This is a genomic window from Brevundimonas sp. (assembly GCF_051860745.1).
Taxonomy (GTDB): Bacteria; Pseudomonadota; Alphaproteobacteria; order Caulobacterales; family Caulobacteraceae; genus Brevundimonas.
Genome location: NZ_JBHYDN010000005.1, coordinates 67,590 through 92,767 on the forward strand (window position 1 = coordinate 67,590; position 25,178 = coordinate 92,767).

Below are 25,178 nucleotides of genomic sequence, written 5' to 3' on the forward strand. Positions count from 1 at the left end.
GTCAGATCCTCGCCATCAGGGAGACGATCACGCCAACACACCAGATCAGAGGTGCGAACTGGAGCATGGCCAGGACCGCGCCTGCCCGCCTCCAGCCGACCAGACTCGCCGCCAGCGCCAGAACGGCCGCCCCCGCGATGATGACCAGATACAGTTTGCCGGTGTTCGTCAGATAGAAGCCGCCGACATTGGCTGATAGCCAGATGACCAGCCCGGCGTTGATCACCGCGGCGGCCAGACCGAGGATCATGAACACGGACGTGGCGCGAACCGAACCGACTGTCGGTTCGGGCTTGGAAGGACCTGAGCTCACCGCCCCGTCTGCGCCAGACGCGCCGCCCTCAGCCGGGCGAAGTCGTCGCCGGCGTGGTGCGAACTGCGGGTCAGGGGCGAGGACGACACCATGAGGAAGCCCTTGGCGCGGGCGATGGCCTCATAGGCCTTGAATTCGTCGGGCGTGACGAAGCGGTCGATGGCGGCGTGTTTACGGGTCGGCTGCAGGTACTGGCCGATGGTGATGAAGTCGACGCCGGCCGAGCGCATGTCGTCCATCACCTGCATGACCTCTTCGCGGGTCTCGCCCAGGCCGACCATGATGCCGGACTTGGTGAACTGGTTGGGGTCGCGCTCCTTGACCATCTGAAGCAGGCGCAGGCTGTGGAAGTAGCGGGCCCCGGGCCGGATCTTCAGATACAGCCGCGGCACGGTCTCGAGGTTGTGGTTGAAGACGTCGGGCGTGGCGTCAATCATCACCTCGGCCGCCCCGTCCTTGCGCAGAAAGTCGGGCGTCAGGATTTCGATGGTGGTGTTCGGCGCCTGCACGCGGATCTGCCGCACCACTTCGGCGAAGTGGGCGGCGCCGCCGTCGGAGACATCGTCACGGTCCACACTGGTGATGACCACATGGTTCAGGCCCATCTCGCGGACGGCCAGACCGACCTTGCCAGGCTCCTCCGGGTCCAGCGGCTGGGGCAGGCCCGTCTTGACGTTGCAGAAGGCGCAGGCCCGCGTGCAGGTGTCGCCCATGATCATCAGGGTGGCGTGCTTCTGGCTCCAGCACTCGCCGATGTTCGGGCAGGCCGCCTCCTCGCAGACGGTGACAAGGCCCTTGTCCTTCACGATGGCCCGGGTCGCATTGTACTGGCCCGAGCCGGGCGCCTTGACGCGCAGCCATTCGGGCTTCTTCAGCACCGCCGTTTCGGGACGGTTCTGCTTCTCCGGGTGACGCAGTTCGGCCGGCGTCTTCGTCAGGGTGTCGATCAGCGTGACCAAGGCGTCGCGGGCTCCGGGCTGTGCGAGACCGCTATGTCGTCCTTCCTCGGGGCGAAGGCAAGGCGGGCCGGAACCTCACGCCAGGCAACGCACCTTTTCAATGCCGCTTGGCCGCCCTAGTCTGATCATCGAAGACACAAGGGTGCGGGACAACCGCATCCGCACGGAGGATGGACTTGCGCGTACCCCTGGATGCCAAGGACGGCGAACAGACCATTTTCGACGGCCTGATCGCGGCTCGCGACAGGTTCGGCGACAAGGAAATCCTCGAGGATCTCGACCGCAAGCCGTTGACCTACACTGGCCTGATCAGGGCCGCCTTCGTACTGGGGCGCAAGATCGCGGCGATGACCGAGCCGGCGGAACGGGTCGGCATACTGCTGCCGTCCAGCGCAGGCGTCGTCGTCACCTACTACGGGCTGCACGCCCACGGCCGGGTGCCGGTGATGCTCAACTTCACCTCGGGCCAGGCCAACATCAAGGCGGCGATCAAGGCCGCCGGGGTGAAGAAGATCCTCTGCGCCAAACGGTTCGTGAACCAGGCCAAGCTCGAAGACCTGCTCGACGATCTGGCCACGGTCGCCGAGATCGTCTGGCTGGACGACGTACGCAAGACCATCGGCCTGCCGGACAAGTTGTACGGCCTGATGGCCGGCATGATGCCGAAACAGTTCCGGGTGAAGACCGACCCGTCATCGCCGGGCGTGGTGCTGTTCACCTCGGGCAGTTTCGGCGCGCCCAAGGGCGTGGTGCTGAGCCAGTGGAACCTGGTCGCCAACTGCCGTCAGGTCGCGCAGCACATCGACCTCAAGCCCGAATGGGTGATGTTCAATCCCCTGCCGACCTTCCACTGCTTCGGCCTGACGGGCGGGGTGCTGCTGCCCATCCTGCACGGGATGAAGGCGTTCCAGTATCCGTCGCCGCTGCACGCCAAGCAGATCGTCGAACTGCTGCCGGACGTGAAGGCCTCGATCCTGTTCGCCACCGACACCTTTCTGAACCAGTACGCCCGCGTCGCCGCGCCCGACGATTTCGCCACCCTGCAGTTCGTCGTGGCCGGAGCGGAGAAGGTGCGTCCCGAGACCCACCACCTGTTTAACACCCGCTTCCACGGTCTGAAGCTGCTGGAGGGCTATGGGGCGACCGAAGCGGCGCCCGTGGTGGCGGTGAACCATCCCGACCGCAACCGGCCCGGCACCGTCGGCCAGATGATGCCCGGCATGGAATGGCGCATCGACCCGGTCGACGGCATCCCGGACGGCGGGCGGCTGTTCCTGCGCGGGCCCAACGTCATGAAGGGCTATCTGTCTGCCGACGATCCCGAAAGCGTCGAGCCGCTGGCGGGGGGCTGGCATGACACGGGGGATATCGTCGATATCGACAAGGACGGCTATGTCTCGATCCTCGGCCGGATCAAGCGGTTCGCCAAGATCGGCGGTGAGATGGTGTCCCTGACCGCGGTCGAGGGTCTGGCCAGCGCGGTCTGGCCCGACGCCCGGCACGCCGTCGTTTCCATTCCGGACGCCCGCAAGGGTGAGAAGCTGGTGCTCGTCACTGATCGCCGGGACGCCGACGTCGCCCGTCTGGCCGAGTGGGCCCGCAGCCACGGCGCGCCCGAACTGGCCGTGCCCAAGAAGATCATGCGCGTGGCCGAGGTGCCCGTGCTGGGCACCGGCAAGACGGACTATGTCCGCATCCAGCAGATGGCGGAGCTGGAGAAGGCGGCCTGAACTTCGCCGTTGAACTGAAATAGAAGCTGTTTCAGTATCGCGGGTCTGTTCGGCCCGCTGGAGCTGGTTCTTGGCCTGCTGCTGGTGCTCGGCCTGTTCTCACGCCCGGCCGCCTTCGTCGCCGCCGGCTTCTGCGCCGTGGATTACTGGGTGATCCATGGAACCCAGAACCTGTTCCCCATGCTCAACGGCGGCGAGCTGATCGCCCTCTACTGCTTCGTCTTCCTGTTCCTGACGGCTGCCGGCCCGCGGCCGTGGAGCGTCGATGCCGCGATACGCCGGAAGGCCTGATCTAGCCGATCCGCACGCCCGTCATCGAGATCGAACCGCCCTCGACGACGTCGTTGAAGAAGCTCACCTCGTCGCCCGGCCCGCCGAGGGTGCTCATCGGCGAACCGTGACCGAAGAAGAGGGCTGGCTGGCGCATTACGCGGCCAGCTTCCCCGCTGTCTCCGCCACATAGCGACCCTGCCAACGGGCGCCCTCCAACTCGTTCTCGCTGGGCATGCGCGAGCCGTCGCCCCCGGTGATGGTGGTGGCGCCATAGGGCGAGCCGCCGGTGATCTCGTCCATCCGCTGCTGGCCGGCCCAGGCGTAGGGCAGGCCGGCGATGATCATGCCGTGGTGGAGCAGGGTCTGGATCAGGCCGATCAGGGTTGTCTCCTGGCCGCCGTGCTGGGTCGCGGTCGAGGTAAAGGCCGAGCCGACCTTGCCGACCAGGCCGCCCTTCATCCACAGGCCGCCGGTCTGGTCGAGGAAGTTGCGCATCTGCGAGGCGGCCGTGCCGTAGCGGGTGCCGGCGCCGACGATGACGGCGTCATAATCGCCCAACTCGTCGATCTTCGCGATCGGGGCGGCCTGATCCAGTTTGTAGCCGCTCTGCTTCGCCAGCTCCTCCGGCACCAGTTCCGGCACACGCCGGATGTCGACCACCGCGCCCTCGACCGACCGCGCGCCCTCGGCGATCGCTTCGGCCATGGCTTCGACGTGTCCGTAGGTCGAATGATAGAGGACGAGGATGCGGGGCATGGAGACTCCTTTGGAGGCGGGCTGTCGCTTTCGCAACAGTATCGGTTCTTGATTTGGTGATGCAGCGACCCGATGCAAGGGCCCCCTCGATAGCGCTATGCGGCTGGCGTGGTTCCGGGGCTGCTGTCTATCGTGCGCCGTCCGACCGGGCAGACCCGGTCGTAGAAGGCGGCATCCGCCGGCGTCCGCTGTCCTCGCGACAGGCGGAAGCGGTGCTCGACCACCATGGCCTGCTGTTCGATATTGAGCCCGCCCCAGTCGCAGTCCATGCCGATGGGGTATTCATAGGACGAGCGCCGGTCGCCGGCGCGCAGCTTGCCGGTCAGCAGATTGACCCCCTGCTGAGCCTGCCATACGTGGGTCAGTTCGTGGACCAGCATGGCCTGAAGCCGCAACGGCGCGCCCGTCAGGTCAGCGGGCAGCGCGCGGCGGGGCCAGACGATCCAGTCGCGCCCGAACCAGCGGCCAGGCACAAAGGCGCGCTTGAACGGCCACGGGGCGAGCAGGAAACGCACGGTGTCCAGACCCAGCGCATCACCGAACGCCTCGGTCGCCAACGCCCGCTCGCCCCCGGTCAGGGGCCGGATCACCCGGGCGGCGGGGGCCCGGCGTAGCCGCTCGCCGGACTGTCCCACTCCCAGTGCCAGGGCTCGAAGGCGTAGGGGACGAAGCCGAACCGCCTGGCGTTCCTGACCAGCCAGCGATAGGTGGCTCCGCGGCTCATATGCAGGCGGCTGGGGGGCGAGGTGTTGTCGACGCCGAGGCCGACGACCTGGCCGACATAGAGGTCGACCGCCGTTCCGGTGCGGTGGGGCGAACAGACGGCGCGCCGGACGCCGTCGCAATTGCCCGACGCTGCACACCGCGCCGCATCGGCCTCGGGGTCGCGGAAGCCGGAGAATATCTGCAGCAGCTCCGGATCATTGGCGATCTCGGGCACCTCGGCCCGGGCGGCGGCCACCAGCCGGCGATAGGCGTCCAGCACATCACGGCGCAGCAGGCGGGTCAGGCGGTCGGCGTGCTCCTCCTCGGCCACCAGATAGCCGAGCTGGTACAGGGGCGGCGGATCCGGACACGGCTCGTCGCGGACCCGGGCCATGATGAAGGGCCGCCGCTCCTGCCAAAGGCCGCGAAATGTCTGGAAGGTCGGTGGGTCGAAGATGCCGGTCGAGGGTAGCTGATGCGCGGTCTGGAAGTCGGCCAGGCGGCGGGCGAACACCGGGGAATTGGCGGCGCACCCCGTGCCCAGCTCCTGCTGCATCAGCGGGACATAGGTCTCCCAGCCCCATTCGGCCGACCCGAACGGCGCCCATTCCAGCGAGTGGAGCGAGATGCCGTTGGCCAGGGCGGGGCCGCCCCAGTCCTCGATCTGGCGGTCGCAGAACTCGGCCTGCGCCGACGCCCGGTCCGGGGCGGCCAGCACGGCGACGGCCAGCAGGGTGAGACTCAGCAGGGCCGTTCGGATCGCCATCCCCGGAGCAAGCCTGACGCAACGGCGGAGAGCAAGGGCGTCCGCGCGGGAGGCGAAATAGACCCTCGACAATCCAGGCGATACATCCTCGACATCGGGGGGACGACAAGGTCGATATCCGGGACAGCGAAGACATCCCGCCCTGACCATGTCCGACGACCGGAAAACTGGCATGGTGAAGCCACGGCCGACTCAGGGCCAGACCGCCGGACGCACCCATGACCGACGCCGCATCGACCGCGCTCACGACGCCCCGCCGTTCCAACGCCATCCTCGCCGCCTTCTCCGGTCCCTGCCTGCCGCTGGCGGCCTTCGGCGTCGCCCTGCCGGTGACCCTGCCGGAGTTCTACGCCACCTATGTGGGGCTGGAGCTGGGGGTGGTCGCCGCCGTCTTCATGGCCGTCCGGCTGATCGACATCGTCTTCGACCCCTTCATCGGCTGGGGTATGGACAAGACCAGGACCCGGTGGGGTCGCTACCGGCCGTGGATGGCGATCTCGACGCCGATCCTGATGCTGTCCGCCCTGATGATGTTCGTGCTGGTTCAGCCGGGGGCAGGCGCCGCCTATCTCTTCGGCTGGCTGCTGGTCCTCTACCTCGGCTTCTCGATCGGGACCCTGGGCCAGTTGGGCTGGGCCTCGGTCCTGGCGCCGCAGTACGACCAGCGCAGCCGGGTCTATGGCTGGTGGCAGGTGTTCAACATCATCGGGGTGATCCTGATCCTCGTCCTGCCGACCGTGGTGGTGAAGACCGGCCTCGGCGACTACGCCGCCGGCGTACGCATCATGGGCTGGGCCATCATGATCGCCCTGCCCGTCACCATCGGCCTGGCCATGTTCGTGGTGCCCGAACCGGTCAACGCCGGCGCGGCCCCGCGCGGCGGACCCAAGGCCTACCTCGGCCTGTTCGGCAAGAAGACGGTGCGCAAGCTGCTGTTCGCCGACCTGCTGCTGGGCGTGGCGCCGGGCATCACCGGCTCGCTGCTGTTCTTCTTCTTCGGCCAGATCAAGGGCTACGACCACACCGAAGCGTCGCTGTTCATGCTGTTCTATTTCATGGCGGGACTCGTCGGGGCGCCGTTCTGGGCCTGGCTGGCGACCAAGATCGGCAAGGACAAGGCGCTGGCCACGGCCAGCCTGATCTTCGCCGTCTTCTATATCGGCGCGACGCTGGTTCCCGGCGGCAATTTCGCCCTGACGGCGGCGGCCATGTTCATCGCCGGCCTGCCTTATGCCGCCGGCCTGTTCCTCCTGCGGGCCATGATGGCCGACGCCGGCGACGAGATCCGGCTGGACACGGGCGTGGACCGCACCGGCCTGATGTTCTCCATCCTCTCGGCCACGACCAAGATCGGCCACGTCGTGGCCCTGATCCCCTATCTGATCCTGCAATGGGTCGGCTTCCGCGCCATTCCGGGGATTGAGGGCAACAGCGAGAACTCCCTCCTGACGCTGCAGATCCTCTTCATCCTCGTGCCCGGCGTGCTGCTGGCCGCCGCGGCCCTGGTGCTCAAGGGCTATCCGCTGACGCCCGCGCGGCATGACGAGATCCGCAGGGCGCTGGAAGAACGCGACGGCGCGGCGACGGAAGCCGCATGAGGCCCATCGACCGCCTGATCGGCATTATGGCCCGGTTGCGCGACCCGGTCGGCGGCTGTCCGTGGGACGTGGAGCAGACCTTCGCCACCATCGCCCCCTATACGCTGGAGGAGGCCTATGAGGTCGCCGACGCCATCGAGCGCGGCGACATGGACGAGCTGAAGTCGGAGCTCGGCGACCTGCTGTTCCAGACCGTCTTTCACGCCCGCATGGCCGAGGAACAGGGGCTGTTCGCCTTCGACGACGTGGCGAACGCCATCGCCGACAAGCTGGAGCGGCGGCATCCGCACGTCTTTGGCGACGAAGCCGCCAGGCCCGACGGCGTGGCGCAGAAGGCGCGCTGGGAAGACATCAAGGCCGCCGAACGCGTGGCCAGGGCCCAGCACGGCGTGCTCGATGACGTGCCCGTCGGCCTGCCCGCCCTCGCCCGCGCCGCCAAGCTGACGAAACGGGCGGCCCGCGTGGGCTTCGACTGGCCCTCGACCGACGAGGTGTTCGACAAGCTGCATGAGGAGGTCGCGGAACTCCGCGTCGAGATCGCCGCCGGGGACCTCGACAAGGCCCGCGACGAGGTCGGCGACCTGCTGTTCGTGGTCGCCAATCTGGCGCGGAAACTGGGGGTCGAACCCGAGGACGCCCTGCGCGGGGCGAACGCCAAATTCGTCCGGCGGTTCGGGTTTATCGAGGCGGAACTGGCGAAGGACGGGCGGCGGCCGGAGCAGAGCGATCTGGCGGAAATGGACGGGCTGTGGGACGCGGCGAAGGCGGCGGAGCGGGCCTAGGCGTTCCTTCCCTCCGGATAGGAGAGATATCGGATTTCTCTTTAAGATTGTATCTTATTCACTACCTGAAGGTCTGCTGGTAGCGTGCCTCCGTCTCCTCCCCGTGGCGAAGCCATGGGGAGGGGGACCATGCGAAGCATGGTGGAGGGGTGATGCCAGCACTGCTGACAGTCGAAAGAGCCCGCGCGCTGCGCCGACGCCTGTCACCACCGGAGGCGCGGCTATGGGTCCGGCTACGAAGGCGCCAGCTTCGCGGTCTGAAATTCCGGCGGCAGCATCCGATCGGTCCTTACATTCTGGACTTCTACTGCGCCGAAGCGAGACTGGCCGTCGAAGTCGATGGACAATGCCATGATCATCCAGACCGGATCGCGCATAATCGACGACGGACCGCCTGGCTGCGGGAACAAAACATCCGGGTGGTCCGGCTGGCAGCGGAGAGCGTGAGGGTGCATCTCGACGACGTGCTCGATTTCATCGCGCGAACGGCGGGCGAACGGCGCGGCGGCTGATACCCCTCCACCATGCTTCGCATGGTCCCCCTCCCCATTCGCTGCGCGAACCGGGAGGAGACAACGCTACTGCGCGATCTTTTCCTTGTTGATCCGCAACCGGACCACCAGCCCCTGCTCCGCCCAGTCCCGCTCGATGGCGCCGTCCAGCTGGCGGGCCATGGCGCGGGCCACCATCTGGCTGCCGTAGCCGCCTGGTCCCTCGGGTGGGTGCACCGGTGGCCCGCCCTGTTCCGTCCAGGCGATCACAAGCTCGGTGTCGTGCGCCGAACAGGACACGTCGAGGGTCCCGGTTTCGGCCGAGAGGGCGCCGTATTTGAGCGAATTGGTCGCCAGTTCATGGACAATCAGGGCCAGGGCGTTGGCCGCCTGTTCGCCCACGCCCATGCGCGGCACCGACACCCGGATGCGGCCGCTGAAGGCGCCGAGGTCGTCATAGGGCGCGAGCAGAACGGACAGGAGGTCGCCCAGCAGCGCCGCCTTGCCTTCCTCGCCGGGCAGCGGACGAACGAGATCGTGCGCGCGGCCCAAGGCCGTCAGGCGCTGCGTCAGTTCGCGGGCCATGTCGCCGGGCGTCCCCACGGACCGGGAAGTGATAGCGGTCAGGCCCGAGGCGATGGCCAGGAGGTTCTTGACCCGGTGGCTCATCTCGCCCGCAAGCAGTTCGTGGCCTTCCTCGGCCTGTTTGCGACCGGTCACATCGATGAAGATGCCGAACATCTTGCGACTGACCATGCCCAGGTCGTCGCCCTGACCCCGCGCGGATATCCAGCGGACATCGCCTTTCACCAGGATGCGGAAGTCGATCTCATAGGGGCCCACAACCGCGCGGGTGGCGGCGAAGGCGGCCCGCACCCGGTCCCGGTCCGCCGGGTGGATGTGGCACGAGAGATCCTCAAAGGTGACGCTGGGCAGAACGGGCATGCCCCACAGGCCGAACGCCGCATCGTCCATGGCGAAGGTGTCGTCGTCGACATTCCAGGACCACAGCGCGACGCCAGCGGCCTCAAGACCCCGTTGCAGGTTGCCGGCGTCCCAGGTGGGACTCCCAACTTTCGCCTTCGACATCAATCGCGCCCACACCTGTCGCACCCGAGAAGCCGCGTGGCGATCCCTGAGTCCATTGTCCTAACACATGACGTGGATCGACGTTCAACCGGCTGCGGAAAACTGGCGTTCGAACCGTCCCAGCGCCGCCGGGTGCAGGCGCACTGTCAGATGCGTCCGGCCCTGATCGTCCGTCTCCCGGCCGGTGACGCGCCCATTTTCGTACAGCCAGGCCAGAGCCTCGCCCTGTGACGGGGCCAGCACCAGCGCCGTCTCCGGGTCGTCGTCGATGAGGCCGGCGATGGTCTCGCGCAGGGGTTCGATCCCCTGCCCGGTCCAGGCCGAGACCGCGACCGCCTTGCCGTCGCGGGACAGGCGTTCGGCCTGACCCAAGACGGCCTCGCGCACGTCCTCGGCCAACAGGTCGGTCTTGTTCCAGACCTCCAGCACGCGACGGGTCTTGCCCTCCGGCGTCGGGATCTGTTTCAGCACCGCCTCGACGTCTTTCGACTGGGCCTCAGAATCGGCCGAGGCGATGTCGCGGACGTGCAGGATCAGGTCAGCCTCGCCCACCTCCTCCAGCGTCGCCCGGAAGCTCTCGACCAGTTCGTGCGGCAGGTCGGAGATGAAGCCGACGGTGTCGGCGACAATGGCCGGCCTACCCTGCGGCAGGCGGATGGTGCGCTGGGTGGTGTCGAGGGTGGCGAACAGCAGGTCCTTGGCCACCACGTCCGAGCCGGTCAGCCGGTTGAACAGCGTGGACTTGCCGGCGTTGGTGTAGCCGACCAGGGCGATGGTCGGGAACGGGACCTTCTGGCGCTGTTTGCGGTGCAGGCCGCGCGTGCGGCGCACCTCGTCCAGCTCGACCTTCAGCTTGACGATCCGGTCGGCGATCAGGCGGCGGTCGAGTTCGATCTGGGTCTCGCCGGGGCCGCCGGTCGAGCCGGTGCCGCCGCGTTGCCGCTCCAGGTGGGTCCAGGTCCGCACCAGCCGCGACTTCTCATAGTCGAGCCGCGCCAGTTCGACCTGCAGCCGGCCCTCCTTGGTCCGGGCGCGGCGGCCGAAGATCTCGAGGATCAGGCCGGTGCGGTCGATGACCTTGCAGTCCCAGGCCTTCTCCAGATTGCGCTGCTGCACCGGCGACAGGTCGTCGTCGACCACCACCGCTTCAGCCTCGGCGGCGCGCACCAGCGCGGCCAGCTCCTCGACCTTGCCCGAGCCGAACAGGGTGGCGGGCGTAACTTTCCGTATGCGGACAATCTCTTCGCCCCGCACGTCGAGGTCCAGCGCCCGGGCCAGGCCGACAGCCTCTTCCAGACGCTCGATGGACTGGCGCGAGCTCTCGCTGGCGCCGGAATCGGATCGCTCAGGGTGGATGACGACGGCCCGGATCAGCGGGACGGCGTGGTCGATATGTTTGGTCGTCAAGGTTTGTGGTGCTGCTTTCTACGCGCCCACACCCCAGCCGCCGTCATCCTCGGGCTTGTCCCGAGGACCCATGGCGACCCTGGCGCAGGCAATGGTCGTTCGCACCGACATCGGCACGACGTTCAACAGTCCGGAAATCGGAACGATGGGTCCTCGGGACAAGCCCGAGGATGACGGAAAGATCGATGGATCAGTCCTCATCCGCTTCCGGCTCGTACAGCTGCACGGGCGCGGACGGCATGATGGTCGAGATGGCGTGCTTGTAGACCAGCTGCGACTGGCCATCACGGCGCAGCAGCACACAGAAGTTGTCGAACCAGGTCACGATGCCCTGCAGCTTGACCCCGTTGACCAGGAAGATGGTCAGCGGCGTCTTGGTCTTGCGGACGCTGTTGAGGAAGGTGTCCTGAAGGTTCTTGGACTTGTCTTGCGACATGGCAGGTTCAGCCTGTTCTTGCTTGTTCTCCGGCCGGAAGGAGGCGGCGCGGGGCTGGATCGGATGTCCGGCCCCTCACCTTAGCCACCGCCCGCATGGGGCCGCAACGCCTAGATCGCGTCCCGGATCGCCTGATCGAGGTACAGCTCCCGCAACCGTGTCGCGATCGGGCCGGGCTTGCCGTTGCCGATCTTCACCCCGTCGATGGAGGTCGCCGGCATCACAAAGCCGCTGGCCGAGGTGTAGAAGGCCTCGCGCGCGCGCTTGGCCTCGTCAACGCTGAAGGCCCGCTCTTCCAGCTCAAGCCCCTCGTCGGCGATGAGAGCCATGACCGCCGCGCGGGTGATGCCCTGCAGGATATTGGCCTGCGTATCCCGGGTCCGCAGCTTGCCGTCCTCGTCCACGATCCAGGCGTTGGTGGACGAGCCTTCGGTGACCAGCCCCATTTCGTCGACCATCCAGGCCTCGGCGGCGCCGCGTTCCCTGGCGGCCTGTTTGGCCAGGACATTGGGCAGAAGCCCGACCGTCTTGATATCGCAGCGGCCCCAGCGGATGTCCGGATGGGTGACGACCGCGACGCCCTTCTTCGCCGCCGCATTGCCTTTCGACAGCGGCAAGGACCGGGCGGTGATCACCACGCTTGGCGGCGTGCCCTCGGGCGGAAACGGATGGTCGCGGCGGGCCGTGCCGCGGGTCACCTGGATATAGACCAGCCCCTCGCGCACGCGGTTGCGACGCACCGTCTCATTCAGCACCCGGCTCAAGGCCTCGCGCGTCATCGGGATATCGATGCGCAGCTCGTTCAGGCTGCGGTGCAGCCGGGTCATGTGGCCGTTGAAATCAGCCAGCCGGCCGTCGAACACAGACCAGACCTCATAGACGCCGTCGGCGAACTGGAAGCCGCGATCCTCGACATGGATCACGGCCTGGCTGTGCGGCTGATACTGGCCGTTGACATAGGCGACGCGACTCATGCCTCGACAGGCTCCTCGATGTCATCCTCGCCGCCGCGTGACGGCGACACCCCCAGCGACTTCAGTTTCCGGTGCAGGGCCGACCGCTCCATGCCGATGAAGGCCGCCGTGCGCGAAATATTGCCGCCGAAGCGCATGATCTGGGCGGCCAGGTATTCGCGCTCGAACACCTCGCGGGCCTCGCGCAGCGGCAGGGCGATGATGCGCTCGCCGCCCAGGGTGCCGGTCGAGTTGGCGTTGGTCGCCTCCTGCGGCAGCATGTCGGCGCTGATCGGCTCGTCGGGGTCGCCGGTGGCCAGGATCAGCAGCCGTTCGACGTTGTTGCGCAGCTGACGGACATTGCCCGGCCAGGGATGGACCTGGAGCACGGCGATGGCGTCGTCGCCCAGCCGCCGCCTGGTCAGGCCCTGCGAAGCCGACAGGGTGTCGATGAAATAGTCGATCAGCTCCTGGATGTCCTCGCGCCGCTCGGACAGGGCCGGCACCCGGATCGGCACGACGTTCAGGCGGTGGAACAGGTCCTCGCGGAACCGGCCCTCGGCGATCTCGACCTTCAGGTCGCGCGAGGTCGAGGTGACCACGCGGATGTCGACCTGCACGTCCTGTTCGCCGCCGACGCGGCGGAAGCGCTGTTCGACCAGCACCCGCAGGACCCGGCTCTGGCTCTCGCGCGGCATGTCGCCGACATCGTCGAGGTACAGGGTGCCGTTATGGGCGCGCTCGAAGACGCCGATCTTGCGCGGGCGGCCGTCGTGGCCTTCCTCGCCGAACAGCTCGATGTCCAGCCGTTCGGGCGTCATGCCGGCGGCGGCGATGGCGACGAACTCGCCCTTGGAACGGGCGCTGGCCTCGTGGATCTGATGCGCGACCAATTCCTTGCCCGATCCCGGCGGTCCGGAGATCAGGACGCGGCTGTTGGCAGGCGCCACCTTGGCGATGGTGCTGCGCAGGGCCTGGGCGGCGGCGGATCGACCGATGAAGCCGCTGGGCGCCGCGACCTGGGCCCGCAGCCGCTTGTTCTCGCGCTTCAGCGACGACGCTTCAAGCGCTCGCTGAACAACGACCACCAACCGATCTGACTTGAAAGGCTTTTCTATGAAGTCATAAGCCCCACGCTGGAGCGCCGTGACCGCGGTTTCGATATTGCCGTGGCCCGAGATCATCACCACCGGCAGATCGGGGTCCAGCTCCTTGATGACGTCCAGCAGCTCCAGACCGTCCAGCCCGCCGCCCTGCATCCAGATATCGAGCAGGGCCAGCGACGGCCGCCGGGCCCGGATCGCGGCCAGCGCCTCGTCGGAGTTGGAGGCGACCCGCACGCCGTGGCCCTCGTCCTCAAGCAGGCCGGAGACCAGCTCGCGGATGTCGGCCTCGTCGTCGACGACCAGAATATCGGCTCCCGTGGGTCGCATGACGCCTCGCTATTCTGCGGCCGGGACCGTGCGGGACCGGGACGCTTTCGCGTCCTTGGTCCCGGCGGCGCCGGTCGGTTTCGGTTGGGATTTCAGGGGGAAGATCAGGCAGACGCGCGCGCCGGCCAGGGTCTCTGCGTCGGCCAGTTTCAGCTCGCCGCCGTGTTCCTCGCAGATGCGTTTGACGATGGCCAGGCCGAGGCCTGTGCCCTTCTCGCGCGTGGTCACATAGGGTTCCGTCAGCCGGTCGCGGTCCTTGGCGGGCAGACCCATGCCGTCATCCTCAATGATGAATATCGCAGCCTCATCCTCGACCAGCAACCGCGCCGAAATCCCCGGCCGGTCGGCGTCGCCGTCGCGCGGCGCGATGGCGCGCCGGGCGGCCACGGCCTCGCCCGCGTTCTTGAGGATGTTGGTCAGGGCCTGGCCGACCATGGGCCGGTCGGCGTGCAGGACGATGCTCGGAAGAGGTTCGACCAGTTCGACGCTGATATCGCCCGCCGCCACCCGCTGGGCGAAGACGGCCTCGCGCAGCAGTTCGGCGGGATCGACGGCCGTGAAGCGGGGTGCGGGCATGCGGGCGAAGGACGAGAATTCATCGACCATCCGGCCGATGTCGCCGACCTGACGGATGATGGTCTCGGTGCAACGATCGAACACCTCGACATCGTCGCCGACCTGGCTGCGATAGCGCCGCCGCAAGCGTTCAGCCGACAGCTGGATAGGGGTCAGGGGGTTCTTGATCTCGTGAGCGATGCGCCGGGCCACGTCGCGCCAGGCGGCGTTGCGCTGGGCCGTGACCAGCCGGGTGATGTCGTCGAAGGTCAGCACCATCTCGCCGCCGACGCCGCCCTCGATACGTACACGCAGGCGCCGGGTCTCGCCCTCGAGGCTGACGTCGATCTCTTCCTCGATATGAGCCTCGGCGCGGGCGGCCAGTTCGCTGAGTTCTGGCGAGACCTCGCCCAGCGGACGGCCAATGATGGCCGGGTCGCGGATGGCCAGAAGCTCGACCGCGCTGTCATTGATGACAGAGACGCGGCGCTGACGGTCGAGGCCGATGACGCCCGCCGAGACGCCCGACAGCACCGTTTCAATGAAGCGGCTGCGGCCCGTGGCCTCTTCGCTGGCGGCCCTCAGAGCCGTCTGCTGCGCCTCAAGGTCACTGGTCATGCGGTTGAAGGCGGCGGACAGGGTCTTGATCTCGCCGGGGCCGTCCTCGCCATTGACCCGGGCGGTCAGGTCGCCCGAAGCCACGCGGTCCGCCGCCTCGACCAGACGGCCGATCGGCGCCGAGATGGCGCTGGCCGCTGACATGCCCAGCCAGACGGCGCCGACCAACACGAGGAGCGCTGTCTCGAGATAGCTGAGCGCGAACGCCGCCTGGATACGCGCGCGACTCTTCTTGGCCTCCCGATAGGCGACGATGGACTCTTCGGCAGAGGCCAACTGATCGATCAGCCCCGGTCTCAGAGGCCGGACCACGTAAAGGTAGGCATCCCCATAGGCGGGAAAGAAAGCCAGCCCCCTGATCGCGTCGGGGTTCTGTGAGACCTGTTGTACAGAGGGCTCCTCCCTCGCCGCGGCCTCTTCCAGCGCCGCAGTAGATGGCGCCAGATACGGGGGCGCGTCCGGTCCCTCGCCACTGGCCAAAACCGTTCCGTCCTCGCCGAGGATGTAGATTGCCGGATAGCCGAACAGCTCGCCGACCTGGGTCAGGGCGTCCGAAAACTGGATACGGTTGGCGAACAGCGGCCTTACGCCTTCCAGCTGCTCGGCGATGACGGCCAGGTCGCCGTCAATCTCGCTGGATACATCCGCCGTGTAGGCGCGGCCGATATCGGCGCCGTTGTCGACGGCGGTCTGCACATTGTCGCTGAACCACTGGTCCACGCCCCGGTTGACCAGCACGCCGAACACCAGCGCGATGAGCACCGCCGGGATAAGCGCCACCATCGAAAAAAGCGTCACGAAGCGCAGGTGTAAACGCGCGCCCGCGTCGGTGCGGCGACGGAACAACATCAGGGCCCGGCGACCGACCACGAAGGCCAGTCCGCCGATCAACAGCAGATTGACGCCGAGGATGATCAGCACCGCCTGACTGGCGGTCGCCCGTGCGCCCTCGCCGCTGGCTCCCGGCGCCACGGCCACCAGCCAGATGGCGGCGGCCGTGACGAGGAAGGCGACGGCGTAGGCGATCAGGAAGGTGTTGCGACGGCGATCCTCCGACCAGCCGGAGAACCAGCGCACCGCGCCGCGTCGATCGGCGGGCGGAGCAGGCTCTGTGTCGGCGGCGTGCGTATCCGTCATGCCACAGCAGTCTCCACCAGCTGTGGCGGAATATCAACACTTGGGTTGCCAGAATGCGTCACTTCCAGCCAGAGCTCTGTCAGGGCCCGCTCGACTCCCTCAGGGGTCTCCAGCCGGCATAGCCGTCCCTTGGCGGCCCTCCGGTCCAGCGGATCGGCGGGCCAGGGGGCCTGTTCAATGTACCAGCCGAGGTGTTTGCGGAACATCTTCAGCCCCAGCGGCAGGCCGTAGAAGGCGACCGAGGCGCGCAGGTGTTCAATGACGATGCCCAGCCGCTCCTCGCGATCCGGCTCCAGCAGCACGGTGCCGTCGGCCAGGGCCCGCTCCATATGCGCCGCCAGCCACGGACGGCCATAGACGCCGCGGCCCAGCATCAGGGCGTCGGCGCCTGACTGGCCCAAGGCTTCGCGGGCATCGTCGGCGGTCAGGATGTCGCCGTTGACGATGACCGGAATGCCCACCGCCGCCTTGACCTCGCCCACGGCGTTCCAGTCGGCGACCCCGGTGTAGAACTGCTGCCGCGTGCGCCCGTGCACCGTCACGGCGCGGACCCCGATCTCCTCGGCCCGTTTGGCCAGCATGGGGGCGTTGCGGTGCGCATCGTCCCAGCCGAGCCGCATCTTGACCGTCACCGGACGGCTGGTGGCCTCGACCGCCGCCTGCATCAGCCGGCAGGCCAGATCAGGCGTGCGCATCAGGGCCGAGCCGCAGGCCGAGCCCGTGACCTCCTTGGCCGGACAGCCGAAATTCAGGTCGATGATGTCCGCGCCGGCCTGTTCAGCCATGCGCGCGCCCTCGGCCATGGCGGTCGGGTCGCGTCCGACCAGCTGGATGACCGTCAGCGGCAGGCCCTCGCCCACGGCCGCACGCCGCACGACATCGGGCCGCGCGCGCGCCAGCTCGGCGGCGGCCACCATCTCGGTCGCCACATAGGCCGCGCCCAGCCGTGAGGCGAGCCGCCGGAACGGCAGGTCGGTGATCCCGGTCATGGGCGCGGTCAGCACCCGGCCGGGCACCCACATCTCGCCGATCTGTATCCCTGCGCTCATCAGTTCCTTAGCGCCGCTTGACGGGCCCCTCGTCAAGCGCAACCGCGGCGATTAGAAGGCCGGGATGACCACCGCCCTCCCCGCCTTCGCCGCCATCGTGGTCGCAGCCGGCTCCGGCTCCCGCGCCGGAGGGGCCAAGCAATGGCGGCGGCTGGGCGGCAAGCCCGTGGTGCGCTGGTCGGTCGAGGCCCTGCTGAAAGCCGGCGCCGAGGATCTCGTGGTCGTCGCAGCGCCGGGTTCGGAGGCTGAGGCCGAGTCCGCCCTCGCGGGTCTGACCGGCTGGCGTCTCGCGGCCGGCGGCGCGACGCGGGCGGACTCCGTCCTGAACGGGCTTGCGGCGCTCGGCGAGCCCGATGACCGACCGGTGCTGATCCACGACGCAGCGCGGCCCCTGCTGAACGTCGGCGTCATCCGACGGACGATTGAAGCCCTGGCCGAAGCGGACGGCGCACTGCCCGCGCTGCCGGTCGCCGACAGCCTGCGTCGCGCGACGGGCGGTGTGGTCTCCGGCGCAGTCGACCGTGACTCGCTCTGGCGGGCGCAGACGCCTCAGGCCTTCCGCTACAGGACTATCGTCGACGCCTATGCCGTGTGGCCGTCCGGAGAAATCGCCGCTGACGAGGCCGCTGTGGTCGAACGCGCCGGCGGCACGGTTCTGATCGTCGAGGGCGATACCCGGCTGATGAAACTGACCTACCCCGAGGATTTCACCATGGCGGAAGCGCTCATCCCCCGACAGACCCGCGTCGGCCAGGGTTTTGACGCCCACCGCTGGGGGCCGGGAACCTCGGTCTGGCTGTGCGGCGTCGAGATCCCGCACGACCAGACCCTGATCGGACATTCCGATGCCGACGCCGGCCTGCACGCCCTCACCGACGCCATCCTGGGCGCCATGGGCGACGGGGACATCGGCGACCATTTCCCGCCCACCGACCCGCAATGGAAGGGCGCCTCGTCTGACTTGTTCCTCAGTCACGCCGTTGAGCGGCTGGCCGCGCGCGGCGGGCGGCTGGTCAATGTCGACGTGACCCTGATCTGCGAGCGGCCCAAGGTGAAGCCGCACCGTCAGGCCATGCGCGAACGGCTCGCGGACCTGCTGTCCCTTCCGCTCGACGCGGTCAGCGTCAAGGCCACGACGACCGAGGCCATGGGCTTCACCGGTCGCGGCGAAGGCCTGGCCGCCCAGGCCATCGCGACGATCGAACTTACTGGCTCCTGAGCGCCTGCAGCTCGGGCGTGTCGAACATGCTGCGCTGTAGCGATCCGAACAGATTGACGTAGTCGTCCGTCCACGGCCGCACCGTGGTCCGGGCCGGGGTGTTCCACCGGTCGTCGGCCATGAAATCCGTCAGGCCTTCCGGCGTCGGCGACAGGATCAGGGCCTCGGTCGAGGCCTCAGCCATCTCCGGCGTATCGTCCCGCTCATAATAGAGCTGGTGCAGGCTCGGCCTGCCCAGCGCCTGGGCGGCGGCGACGGCCGGCAGGGTGATGTCGAGGTTGCGGTTCGACAGGTGCAGCACCACGATCCCATTGGGCTTCAGCAGCGTCAGATAGCCCTCGATGGCCTCGACCGTCAGTAGATGGGTCGGCACGGCGTCCGACGAGAAGGCGTCGATGATCAGCAGGTCGTAGGATCCCGGGGTTTCCTTCGCCAGCGTCAGGCGGGCGTCGCCCAGCACGGTGTTGATCGGGCCCGAAGCACAGTGGGAGATGTAGCTGAACCACTGCGGATCGCGCGACAGGCGGTCCACCATCGGGTCGATCTCGAAGAAGGTCATCGTGTCTTCGGTGCGCTTGTAGGTGGCCATGGCGCCCGAACCCTGACCGACGACGCCGACCTTCGCCGGGCCGCGCCGACCGACCATGGTCGCCGCCTGACCGATCGGAGTGGCGGCGGCGTAATACAGGGTCGGGACGCAGTCGAAACGGCCGTCGCGCGCCTGGGCGCCGTGCAGGGTCGTGCCGTGCATCAGCACATGGACGTCGCCGCCGAGCCGCTGATCGGGGGAGTTGGCGACCCGCATCACGCCGAAGAAGCTGCGCTCCGAATAGCTCCAGTCATAGCCGCGCGCGATCCACTGGGCGGAAAGGGTGATCATCAGCAGGATGGCGGTGAAGAGCAGCGCCCGGTCCCGGATCAGGAAGGCGCAGATGGCCGCGGGCATCAGCATGACCATGGTCAGTTGGTCCATGCCCAGCGGGAAATTGGCATAGAACCAGCCGCGTGCGCCGTCATTGGCGTCGAGCCCGATCGCCAGCAGCACGGGCGATACGGCGACCGCGCCGGCGGCGGCGAGGGTTCCGATGTGGGTCCCGGTCAGCCGCCTCTTGCCCCATGGCCGGGCCAGGCCAACGAGCACCAGAACGAGCGGATACTCCCACACCATGTTGAAGATCACCGGCGCCAACAGGGCCGTGAAGGCGCCGCCGACGACGCCGCCCAGCGACATCAACAGATAGAACTCCGTGAGCCGGTCCGGCGGCGGCCGCCTCGACGCCAGCAGCTGGTGGCACATCAGGGCGGCGAAGAAGAAGGCGATCAGGTGAAGGCCGAACGCCAGCGACCAGTTGGCCGAACGGAAGGCCACGATCAGAACCACAATCGCGCCGGTGGCTCCCTGGATGATCAGGGTGACGTTCAGCGGAATCCACGGGCGGTTCTGGAAGGCGATGACGAAGGTCAGCAGATAGAGCGCCAACGGCAGCACCCAGAGGAAGGGGGCCGAGGCCACATCGGTCGACATGTGGGAGGTCACCCCCAGCATCAGGCTGGACGGCGCCGCCGCCAGCAGCACGAGGATGCCCTTCTCGCGCCATGACATAGGCGCGCTGGCCTCAAGCTGCGCGGGCTCTGACGTCTGATCCAGCCGCCGGCGCCAGACCGTGAAGGCCAGGGCCACGACCAGCAGCACGAAGACGACATAGCCGCCGCTCCAGCCGAACCAGCCGCGCTGTCCCGACAGGGTCGCCAGCGGCTCGATCAGGATCGGATAGGACAGCAGGGCCAGGAAGCTGCCGAGGTTGGAAGCGGCGTACAGGACATAGGGATTCTTGCCGTCGGCATGGCCGATGCGGACGCGGGCGTACCAGGCCTGCAACAGCGGCGCCGTCGCCGACAGCACCGCGAACGGCGCGCCCACCGACAGGGTCAGGGTGGCCAGCAGCCACATGATCGGGGCCGCGGGATCGGGATCGCCCAGAAGGCCGTTGACGCTGAGCGGCAGGAACAGGGCGGCGACCAGCAGCAGGCCCAGATGGACGCCCACCTGGGTCTTGATCGATCCGACCTTCTGCAACAGGTGGGCATAGCCGTAGCCGGCCAGCAGCGCGGTCTGGAAGAAGACCATGGCGGTGTTCCACACCGCCGGGGATCCGCCCAGCATGGGCAGCACCAGTTTGGTCACCATCGGCTGGACCACGAACACCAGCGCCGCCGAGGTGAAGATGGCGACCGCGAAAAGGATGGGCGTGAGCCGGTCAGGCGCGCCAGACCCGATGCCCGTTCCGACGCTCGAGTCACCGGTGGTGTCGCTCATGCCCGCCCCGTATGCTGGCGCCGTCCCCGGGCGCATCCCGCCACCCTAGACCGACTCGCGCCGCCTTCGGAAAGCCCCTCGATTCATGTTCCCCGACGACATCCAGACCCTTGCCCGGCAGGTGATCGAAGCAGCCGTCGCGCGGGGTCTGACCATCGCCACGGCCGAGAGCTGCACCGGCGGTCTGGTGGCCGGGGCCCTGACCGCGATCGCGGGTTCGTCGGCGGTCGTGGAGCGCGGCTTCGTCACCTACAGCAACGCCGCCAAGACCGAACTGCTGGGCGTGCCCGCCGATCTGATTGAGACCGTCGGCGCCGTGTCCGAGCCGGTCGCCCGGGCCATGGCGGATGGGGCCCTCGTGCACTCGCGGGCGGGAGTTTCGGTCTCGGTCACCGGGATTGCAGGCCCGGGCGGCGGCTCGGCGGACAAGCCCGTGGGTCTGGTGCATTTCGCCGCCAACGGCCCCTCCGGCATGGTCCATGTCGAGCGCCGGTTCGGCGACATCGGGCGCGACGAAGTCAGACTGGCCAGCGTGCGCGTGGCGCTTGGCCTGCTCCTGGACCGGATCGGCGCATGATCGTCGACGCCCGCGGCCACCGCTGTCCGACTCCCGGCCTGAAACTTCAGAAGGCGTTGCGGGGGGCCGCGCCCGGCGCGCGCTTGACCCTGTTGGCCACCGATCCGATGGCGCGGATCGACGTGCCGCATCTGATGGCCCGACTGGGCGGAGACGTCGTCTCGATCGACGAGGCCGACGGCGTCCTGACTATCGTGGTCGCGACGCCCGTCGTTCCGACAGGCTGACCACCGACTCCGGCAGGGGTTCGTCAGGTTCGATCTCGGGGGCGCCCATCGATCGGGCGGCGATCTCCATCTCGGTGGCGAAGGCCCCGCCGTAGAAGATGGCGTTGACGTTCCACGACAGCCAGATCAGCAGCACCACCACCGCGCCGACCGAGCCGTAGGTCGCCCCCAGCGGCGCGATCTGCTCGACGTAGATGGCGCACAGCCACGAGGAAATGGTCGACATCACCGTGGCCACCAATCCGCCCGCGATCGACGGCGCCCACGCCACCGGCGCGCGGTGGGACATGGCGTAGCGGTAGAGCATGGTCAGGCCGATCGCGAGACCGAGCGCCGGCCAGAGCCCGTCCAGCGGCAGGCCGCCGCCGGTCGACGCCGCCCCTCCCGGACCGGCGTGCTCCAGCAGGCGTGAGGTCACCACCGCCCCGGAGACGACGGTGAACAGCAGGAAGGCCGCCAGGGCGACGAAGAAGGCCAGCAGGTTGAACTTGAAGAAGCCGTGCGGCTCCTTCTCGTCGTGGATCAGGTTCAGTCCGGCCAGCAAGGCCTTGAACCCCCGGTGCGCAGCGTAGCCGCCGATGACCACGGCGAAGAAGCTCTGGGCCGAAACGGTCCGGGCGGAGGCGTTGGCCAGTCGCTCGATCTCGGCCCGGAAGATGGCGCGCGCGGCGGTCGGCATGACATCGGCGAGAGCCGCCGCCTGTTCGCTGACCTGGGCGATGGACAGCACCGCCTTGTAGAAACCGATCAGGATGGCGATGGCCGGGAAGACCGCCAGCAGGGCGAAGAAGGACACGCCGCCGGTGTAGAGCATCACGTCGCGGCCCCAGCTGCGCGTGAACGCCTTGACCGACAGGCGGCCCCACAGCATGGGGGTGGCCCAGCGCGCCGCTGCTTCGATGTCCGATTTCGCCTGCAATCCGGTCCCCACACCCTGCAAGCTCGCACTACTACCCCAATTCGGCCTACGGGAAACCCGCCGTGGAAAGCGACGGTCAACCCGTTGCTTAGGGCCGCCTGCCCTCGCTATGGTCCGCGGCCATGAGACCGCGCCCCGGGCTGGGGGCGGCTGGAGATTTCGCCCTTGGGTTCCGATCCGCGCATACTGGTCGTCGCTCCTGACGACGGCCTGATTGGCCCGCTGTGTCAGGGCCTGGACGCGCTCGGCTGGCGCACCGTGACCGCCCGTTCGCTGGCCAGCGCTATCCAGGTGCTGATCGACTGGCCGCTCGAGACAGTGATTCTCGACGCCCGCCTGCCGGACGCGGCCGAGGGGATCAGCGCCCTGCGCCAGACCGTGACCCCGCGTCGCCTGCCGATTCTCGCCATCGGGCCGGAGGCCGCGGCCTGGGAGCCGGGTCTCGCCGACATCGTCATGTCCAGTACGCCCCACGCGGCCCAGGCGGCCTTGCGACTGGAAAACCTGGTCCGTTCGGCCATCGCCGAGGAGGAGGTGTCGCTGCGCGAGGCGACCTTCGCCGCCCGGGGCCAGCCGCTGCCGATCTCCGACCTCGACGTCACCCCGTTGCGCGTGCTCGCCGCGGGCAAGCCCGACCGGCATTTCCTGGCCCTGTCGAACGCCCTGACCGCACGTGGTTGCGAGGTGGTGGCGGCGCCGACGCCCTACACCGCCTTCGATTATCTGCATGAGCGGCCGTTCGACGCCGCCGTCCTGTGGGGCGCCGAGGATCATACCCCGGCCCTGTCCATCGCCTCGGGCATGAAGCGGAACACCCGGCTGTATCACATACCGGCGGTGCTCTATCTGCGCGGCGCGGGCGAGATCAATCTGTCCGAACTGTACAACCGCGGCTTCGCCGACGTGGCCGCCGCCGACACGCCTGAGGATGAGACGGCCGAACGGATCACCGCCCTTGCCCGCGCCCATCGCCGCCACGTCGCCATTCGCAAGGCGCTGGAGAGCGCCCGCGGCTCGGGCCTGACCGATCCCACAACCGGCCTGTTCACTCCCGAACTGTTCGCAAGCCATCTGGCGCGCGTGGCCGAGGGCGCCCGTCTGCGTCGCCGCCCGCTGTCGGTCGCCGTTCTGCGCGTATCCGAGACCGAAGCCGTCGTCGAAGCCCGCAAGGGCGGCTGGCTGGAGCGCGCCTTGCCCCAGATCGGGGCCATGGTCTCGCGCCTGATCCGCACCGAGGACACCGCCGCCCGCCTGTCGCCCGACGTCTTCGCCCTGGCCCTGCCCGCGACCCAGGGGCCAGCCGGACGGATCGCCGCCGACCGGATCGCCGCCGTCATCGGCTGCACCGCCTTCGACGCCGGCCCCGACCGCTCACCCTTCGTGGTCGAGTTCGAGGTGGGCGTGGCGGAGGTGGCCGCCGGGGAATCGCCCGCGACCGTGCTGGAACGGGCCTCCAAGGATGTCCGCGTTTCTGCCTGACGACCATTTGACAAACTATTTTGTCTAATGCAGGCTGAGGGGCATGACGCCCCGACCGTCCGCCCTGCTCGATGATCTGGACACCGCCCTGCTGGCGCTGGCGCCCATTCGCCGCCGCATCCTGACAGCCCTGACCGAGCCGGCCTCAGCCGCGGGTCTGGCGGAACAGCTGGGTCTGCCGCGACAGAACATCGGCTACCACCTCAATGCACTCGAGGCCGCGGGTCTCGTCCAACTGGCCGGGGAGCGCCGCAAGCGCGGCTTCACCGAGCGACTGTTCGTCGCGGCGCGGAACCATGTCTTCGACCCCGCGATGATGCAGACCCCGCCCGATCCCGACGCCGTTGAGGCCCAGGACCGTCATGCCGCCGACCATCTGATCACAACCGCCTCGACCATGGTTCGCGACGTCGCCCGTATGCGCCAGGACGCGGCCGCCGAGGGCTCGCGCCTGCTGACGCTGACGGTAGAAGCTGACGTCGCCTTCGCCACACCCGCCGATTTCGACGCCTTCACGGAGGAGGTCAGCGCCGCTGTCGCCGCCCTCGCCCGCAAATACGCCGCGCCATCCGGTCGGCGCTACCGACTCACGGCCGTCGCCCATCCCGCCGTCACCAAATCCGCCCCAGCCAGGAACTGACCGTCATGACCGAAGCTGCCGACCAGCCCAGGGAGGACCACGTCCTCGTTGAAGTCACTGTCCCCGCCCCTGCCGACGCGGTCTGGGCGGCGCTGCGCGACCCGCAGAAGATCCACCAATGGTTCGGCTGGGAGACCGACGGCCTGAAGGACGAGATCGACTTCATCTTCGTCACCCACGCCAGCGCCGACGATGAGAAGCGGGTGGTCACTTTCGTCGGCGTCAACGACCGCTATGAGGTCGAGGCCCGCGGCGATGAGAGCATCGTCCGGGTGGTTCGCTCCGCGCCCGCGGGCGACTGGTCCGACGTCTTCGACGGCATGATCGAGGGCTGGATATCCTTCACCTGGCAGCTGGCCTTCGCCTTCGCCCGCCATGAGGGCCAGACGCGCCGCACGATCTTCTTCTCAGGCCCGCCCCGCGAGGACCGGCTGGCCCGGTCGTTGCTCGGCCTCGACGCCGCTCCCGCGCCGGGCGAGCGCTGGTCCATGCCGCTGGGGCCGGATGCCGAGGCGTCCGGCGAGGTCTGGTTCCTCGCCCGCCACCAGACGGGCGTCACGGTCGACGCCTGGGGCGACGGCCTGCTGGTCGTGCTGGACCAGCCGCCGAACGAGAAGCGTCCGCGCGGCACGACCATGCTGACCCTGACCACCTACGGACTCAGCGAGGCGGCCCTCGCCGATCTGCAGGGCCGCTGGCAGGGCTGGTGGGATCAGCGGTTCGAAACGGTCGCGCCGGGCTGCGACTGAC

26 protein-coding genes are annotated in these 25,178 nt (G+C 68.3%); 11 read left to right on the forward strand and 15 right to left on the reverse strand.

What is annotated here, in order from left to right; all coding sequences use genetic code 11:
- Position 1: 1 nt before the first annotated feature.
- Positions 2-313 carry a hypothetical protein gene (locus ACTIEW_RS07930; protein ID WP_439477367.1) on the reverse strand — a complete coding sequence of 104 codons (312 nt, stop codon included), beginning with the start codon at positions 311-313 and terminating at the stop codon, positions 2-4.
- A complete protein-coding gene (lipA, locus tag ACTIEW_RS07935) occupies positions 310-1,272 on the reverse strand; it encodes a lipoyl synthase (protein ID WP_439477368.1) in 963 nt (320 codons plus the stop codon). Before lipA ends, ACTIEW_RS07930 begins: the two co-directional genes overlap by 4 nt.
- Positions 1,273-1,442: 170 nt before the next feature.
- Between lipA and ACTIEW_RS07940 the strand changes: the two genes are divergently transcribed.
- Both ACTIEW_RS07940 and ACTIEW_RS07945 read left to right on the forward strand, forming a co-directional pair.
- Positions 1,443-3,002 (forward strand): AMP-binding protein, encoded by a 1,560-nt coding sequence (locus ACTIEW_RS07940; protein ID WP_439477369.1) that lies wholly within the window; start codon positions 1,443-1,445, stop codon positions 3,000-3,002.
- A gap of 45 nt (positions 3,003-3,047) precedes the next feature.
- Positions 3,048-3,293 carry a DoxX family protein gene (locus ACTIEW_RS07945; protein ID WP_439477491.1) on the forward strand — a complete coding sequence of 82 codons (246 nt, stop codon included), beginning with the start codon at positions 3,048-3,050 and terminating at the stop codon, positions 3,291-3,293.
- Position 3,294: 1 nt separating this feature from the next.
- On the opposite strand, the gene ACTIEW_RS07950 is transcribed toward ACTIEW_RS07945, so the two are convergent.
- The 4 genes from ACTIEW_RS07950 to ACTIEW_RS07965 all read right to left on the reverse strand — a co-directional run bounded on the left by ACTIEW_RS07950 (position 3,295) and on the right by ACTIEW_RS07965 (position 5,502).
- Entirely contained in the window at positions 3,295-3,429 is a 135-nt protein-coding gene (locus ACTIEW_RS07950) for a hypothetical protein (protein WP_439477370.1), read from the reverse strand.
- Positions 3,429-4,031 carry an NAD(P)H:quinone oxidoreductase gene (wrbA, locus tag ACTIEW_RS07955; protein WP_439477371.1) on the reverse strand — a complete coding sequence of 201 codons (603 nt, stop codon included), beginning with the start codon at positions 4,029-4,031 and terminating at the stop codon, positions 3,429-3,431. The genes ACTIEW_RS07950 and wrbA overlap by 1 nt, the downstream gene beginning before the upstream one ends.
- Before the next feature lie 95 nt (positions 4,032-4,126).
- Complete coding sequence (locus ACTIEW_RS07960; RefSeq protein ID WP_439477372.1) at positions 4,127-4,621, reverse strand: hypothetical protein; 495 nt, start codon at positions 4,619-4,621, stop codon at positions 4,127-4,129.
- On the reverse strand, positions 4,618-5,502 hold the full coding sequence (locus ACTIEW_RS07965) for a D-alanyl-D-alanine carboxypeptidase family protein (RefSeq protein ID WP_439477373.1): 885 nt from the start codon (positions 5,500-5,502) through the stop codon (positions 4,618-4,620). Before ACTIEW_RS07965 ends, ACTIEW_RS07960 begins: the two co-directional genes overlap by 4 nt.
- A 218-nt stretch (positions 5,503-5,720) precedes the next feature.
- Here ACTIEW_RS07965 and ACTIEW_RS07970 point away from each other — a divergent pair, with 218 nt between their 5' ends.
- From ACTIEW_RS07970 to ACTIEW_RS07980, 3 genes are all read left to right on the forward strand, one after another.
- Complete coding sequence (locus tag ACTIEW_RS07970) at positions 5,721-7,100, forward strand: MFS transporter (RefSeq protein ID WP_439477374.1); 1,380 nt, start codon at positions 5,721-5,723, stop codon at positions 7,098-7,100.
- Positions 7,097-7,882 (forward strand): nucleoside triphosphate pyrophosphohydrolase, encoded by a 786-nt coding sequence (mazG, locus tag ACTIEW_RS07975; protein WP_439477375.1) that lies wholly within the window; start codon positions 7,097-7,099, stop codon positions 7,880-7,882. The genes ACTIEW_RS07970 and mazG overlap by 4 nt, the downstream gene beginning before the upstream one ends.
- A gap of 152 nt (positions 7,883-8,034) precedes the next feature.
- Positions 8,035-8,394 carry an endonuclease domain-containing protein gene (locus ACTIEW_RS07980; RefSeq protein WP_439477376.1) on the forward strand — a complete coding sequence of 120 codons (360 nt, stop codon included), beginning with the start codon at positions 8,035-8,037 and terminating at the stop codon, positions 8,392-8,394.
- Positions 8,395-8,460: 66 nt separating this feature from the next.
- Here the strand turns inward: ACTIEW_RS07980 and ACTIEW_RS07985 are convergent, their stop codons facing one another.
- From ACTIEW_RS07985 to dusB, 7 genes are all read right to left on the reverse strand, one after another.
- Positions 8,461-9,462, reverse strand: a complete 1,002-nt coding sequence (locus ACTIEW_RS07985; RefSeq protein WP_439477377.1) for a sensor histidine kinase — start codon at positions 9,460-9,462, stop codon at positions 8,461-8,463.
- An 84-nt stretch (positions 9,463-9,546) separates the two neighbouring features.
- On the reverse strand, positions 9,547-10,869 hold the full coding sequence (gene hflX, locus ACTIEW_RS07990; RefSeq protein WP_439477378.1) for a GTPase HflX: 1,323 nt from the start codon (positions 10,867-10,869) through the stop codon (positions 9,547-9,549).
- Between the two features lie 190 nt (positions 10,870-11,059).
- Positions 11,060-11,305: an RNA chaperone Hfq gene (gene hfq, locus ACTIEW_RS07995; protein WP_055830158.1), complete on the reverse strand. Its 246-nt coding sequence runs from the start codon at positions 11,303-11,305 to the stop codon at positions 11,060-11,062.
- A gap of 110 nt (positions 11,306-11,415) precedes the next feature.
- Positions 11,416-12,279, reverse strand: a complete 864-nt coding sequence (locus ACTIEW_RS08000; protein ID WP_439477379.1) for a D-amino-acid transaminase — start codon at positions 12,277-12,279, stop codon at positions 11,416-11,418.
- The gene (ntrX, locus tag ACTIEW_RS08005) at positions 12,276-13,691 is read right to left on the reverse strand and encodes a nitrogen assimilation response regulator NtrX (protein ID WP_439477380.1); all 1,416 of its coding nucleotides are present in this window, start codon (positions 13,689-13,691) and stop codon (positions 12,276-12,278) included. The genes ACTIEW_RS08000 and ntrX overlap by 4 nt, the downstream gene beginning before the upstream one ends.
- Positions 13,692-13,700: 9 nt before the next feature.
- Positions 13,701-16,001 carry an ATP-binding protein gene (locus ACTIEW_RS08010; protein WP_439477381.1) on the reverse strand — a complete coding sequence of 767 codons (2,301 nt, stop codon included), beginning with the start codon at positions 15,999-16,001 and terminating at the stop codon, positions 13,701-13,703.
- The gene (dusB, locus tag ACTIEW_RS08015) at positions 15,998-17,050 is read right to left on the reverse strand and encodes a tRNA dihydrouridine synthase DusB (RefSeq protein ID WP_439477382.1); all 1,053 of its coding nucleotides are present in this window, start codon (positions 17,048-17,050) and stop codon (positions 15,998-16,000) included. Before dusB ends, ACTIEW_RS08010 begins: the two co-directional genes overlap by 4 nt.
- A 64-nt stretch (positions 17,051-17,114) precedes the next feature.
- On the opposite strand from dusB, the gene ACTIEW_RS08020 reads away from it, so the two are divergent.
- Complete coding sequence (locus ACTIEW_RS08020) at positions 17,115-18,269, forward strand: bifunctional 2-C-methyl-D-erythritol 4-phosphate cytidylyltransferase/2-C-methyl-D-erythritol 2,4-cyclodiphosphate synthase (protein WP_439477383.1); 1,155 nt, start codon at positions 17,115-17,117, stop codon at positions 18,267-18,269.
- Here ACTIEW_RS08020 and ACTIEW_RS08025 read toward each other — a convergent pair.
- Positions 18,256-20,586, reverse strand: a complete 2,331-nt coding sequence (locus tag ACTIEW_RS08025; RefSeq protein ID WP_439477384.1) for a spermidine synthase — start codon at positions 20,584-20,586, stop codon at positions 18,256-18,258. The genes ACTIEW_RS08020 and ACTIEW_RS08025 overlap by 14 nt on opposite strands.
- Positions 20,587-20,671: 85 nt before the next feature.
- On the opposite strand from ACTIEW_RS08025, the gene ACTIEW_RS08030 reads away from it, so the two are divergent.
- Both ACTIEW_RS08030 and ACTIEW_RS08035 read left to right on the forward strand, forming a co-directional pair.
- A complete protein-coding gene (locus ACTIEW_RS08030) occupies positions 20,672-21,163 on the forward strand; it encodes a CinA family protein (RefSeq protein ID WP_439477385.1) in 492 nt (163 codons plus the stop codon).
- Positions 21,160-21,390: a sulfurtransferase TusA family protein gene (locus ACTIEW_RS08035; protein WP_439477386.1), complete on the forward strand. Its 231-nt coding sequence runs from the start codon at positions 21,160-21,162 to the stop codon at positions 21,388-21,390. The genes ACTIEW_RS08030 and ACTIEW_RS08035 overlap by 4 nt, the downstream gene beginning before the upstream one ends.
- On the opposite strand, the gene ACTIEW_RS08040 is transcribed toward ACTIEW_RS08035, so the two are convergent.
- Complete coding sequence (locus ACTIEW_RS08040) at positions 21,353-22,261, reverse strand: YihY/virulence factor BrkB family protein (protein WP_439477492.1); 909 nt, start codon at positions 22,259-22,261, stop codon at positions 21,353-21,355. The genes ACTIEW_RS08035 and ACTIEW_RS08040 overlap by 38 nt on opposite strands.
- 213 nt (positions 22,262-22,474) lie before the next feature.
- Between ACTIEW_RS08040 and ACTIEW_RS08045 the strand changes: the two genes are divergently transcribed.
- From ACTIEW_RS08045 to ACTIEW_RS08055, 3 genes are read left to right on the forward strand one after another with little or no spacing between them, the layout of a single operon-like run.
- On the forward strand, positions 22,475-23,788 hold the full coding sequence (locus ACTIEW_RS08045; protein WP_439477387.1) for a diguanylate cyclase domain-containing protein: 1,314 nt from the start codon (positions 22,475-22,477) through the stop codon (positions 23,786-23,788).
- Positions 23,789-23,831: 43 nt separating this feature from the next.
- Entirely contained in the window at positions 23,832-24,428 is a 597-nt protein-coding gene (locus ACTIEW_RS08050) for an ArsR/SmtB family transcription factor (protein ID WP_439477388.1), read from the forward strand.
- 5 nt (positions 24,429-24,433) lie between these two features.
- Positions 24,434-25,177: an SRPBCC family protein gene (locus tag ACTIEW_RS08055; RefSeq protein WP_439477389.1), complete on the forward strand. Its 744-nt coding sequence runs from the start codon at positions 24,434-24,436 to the stop codon at positions 25,175-25,177.
- Position 25,178: the final 1 nt, after the last annotated feature.

Bases quoted from the DNA above. Each gene is read 5' to 3' on its own strand.
- ACTIEW_RS07940 (WP_439477369.1), top strand. From the start codon at position 1,443: ATGGACTTGCGCGTACCCCTGGATGCCAAGGACGGCGAACAGACCATT.
- ACTIEW_RS07950 (WP_439477370.1), bottom strand. From the start codon at position 3,429: ATGCGCCAGCCAGCCCTCTTCTTCGGTCACGGTTCGCCGATGAGCACC.
- wrbA (WP_439477371.1), bottom strand. From the start codon at position 4,031: ATGCCCCGCATCCTCGTCCTCTATCATTCGACCTACGGACACGTCGAA.
- ACTIEW_RS07965 (WP_439477373.1), bottom strand. From the start codon at position 5,502: ATGGCGATCCGAACGGCCCTGCTGAGTCTCACCCTGCTGGCCGTCGCC.
- ACTIEW_RS07970 (WP_439477374.1), top strand. From the start codon at position 5,721: ATGACCGACGCCGCATCGACCGCGCTCACGACGCCCCGCCGTTCCAAC.
- mazG (WP_439477375.1), top strand. From the start codon at position 7,097: ATGAGGCCCATCGACCGCCTGATCGGCATTATGGCCCGGTTGCGCGAC.
- ACTIEW_RS07980 (WP_439477376.1), top strand. From the start codon at position 8,035: ATGCCAGCACTGCTGACAGTCGAAAGAGCCCGCGCGCTGCGCCGACGC.
- ACTIEW_RS07985 (WP_439477377.1), bottom strand. From the start codon at position 9,462: ATGTCGAAGGCGAAAGTTGGGAGTCCCACCTGGGACGCCGGCAACCTG.
- hfq (WP_055830158.1), bottom strand. From the start codon at position 11,305: ATGTCGCAAGACAAGTCCAAGAACCTTCAGGACACCTTCCTCAACAGC.
- ACTIEW_RS08000 (WP_439477379.1), bottom strand. From the start codon at position 12,279: ATGAGTCGCGTCGCCTATGTCAACGGCCAGTATCAGCCGCACAGCCAG.
- ntrX (WP_439477380.1), bottom strand. From the start codon at position 13,691: ATGCGACCCACGGGAGCCGATATTCTGGTCGTCGACGACGAGGCCGAC.
- ACTIEW_RS08010 (WP_439477381.1), bottom strand. From the start codon at position 16,001: ATGACGGATACGCACGCCGCCGACACAGAGCCTGCTCCGCCCGCCGAT.
- dusB (WP_439477382.1), bottom strand. From the start codon at position 17,050: ATGAGCGCAGGGATACAGATCGGCGAGATGTGGGTGCCCGGCCGGGTG.
- ACTIEW_RS08020 (WP_439477383.1), top strand. From the start codon at position 17,115: ATGACCACCGCCCTCCCCGCCTTCGCCGCCATCGTGGTCGCAGCCGGC.
- ACTIEW_RS08025 (WP_439477384.1), bottom strand. From the start codon at position 20,586: ATGAGCGACACCACCGGTGACTCGAGCGTCGGAACGGGCATCGGGTCT.
- ACTIEW_RS08030 (WP_439477385.1), top strand. From the start codon at position 20,672: ATGTTCCCCGACGACATCCAGACCCTTGCCCGGCAGGTGATCGAAGCA.
- ACTIEW_RS08035 (WP_439477386.1), top strand. From the start codon at position 21,160: ATGATCGTCGACGCCCGCGGCCACCGCTGTCCGACTCCCGGCCTGAAA.
- ACTIEW_RS08040 (WP_439477492.1), bottom strand. From the start codon at position 22,261: ATGCTGTGGGGCCGCCTGTCGGTCAAGGCGTTCACGCGCAGCTGGGGC.
- ACTIEW_RS08050 (WP_439477388.1), top strand. From the start codon at position 23,832: ATGACGCCCCGACCGTCCGCCCTGCTCGATGATCTGGACACCGCCCTG.
- ACTIEW_RS08055 (WP_439477389.1), top strand. From the start codon at position 24,434: ATGACCGAAGCTGCCGACCAGCCCAGGGAGGACCACGTCCTCGTTGAA.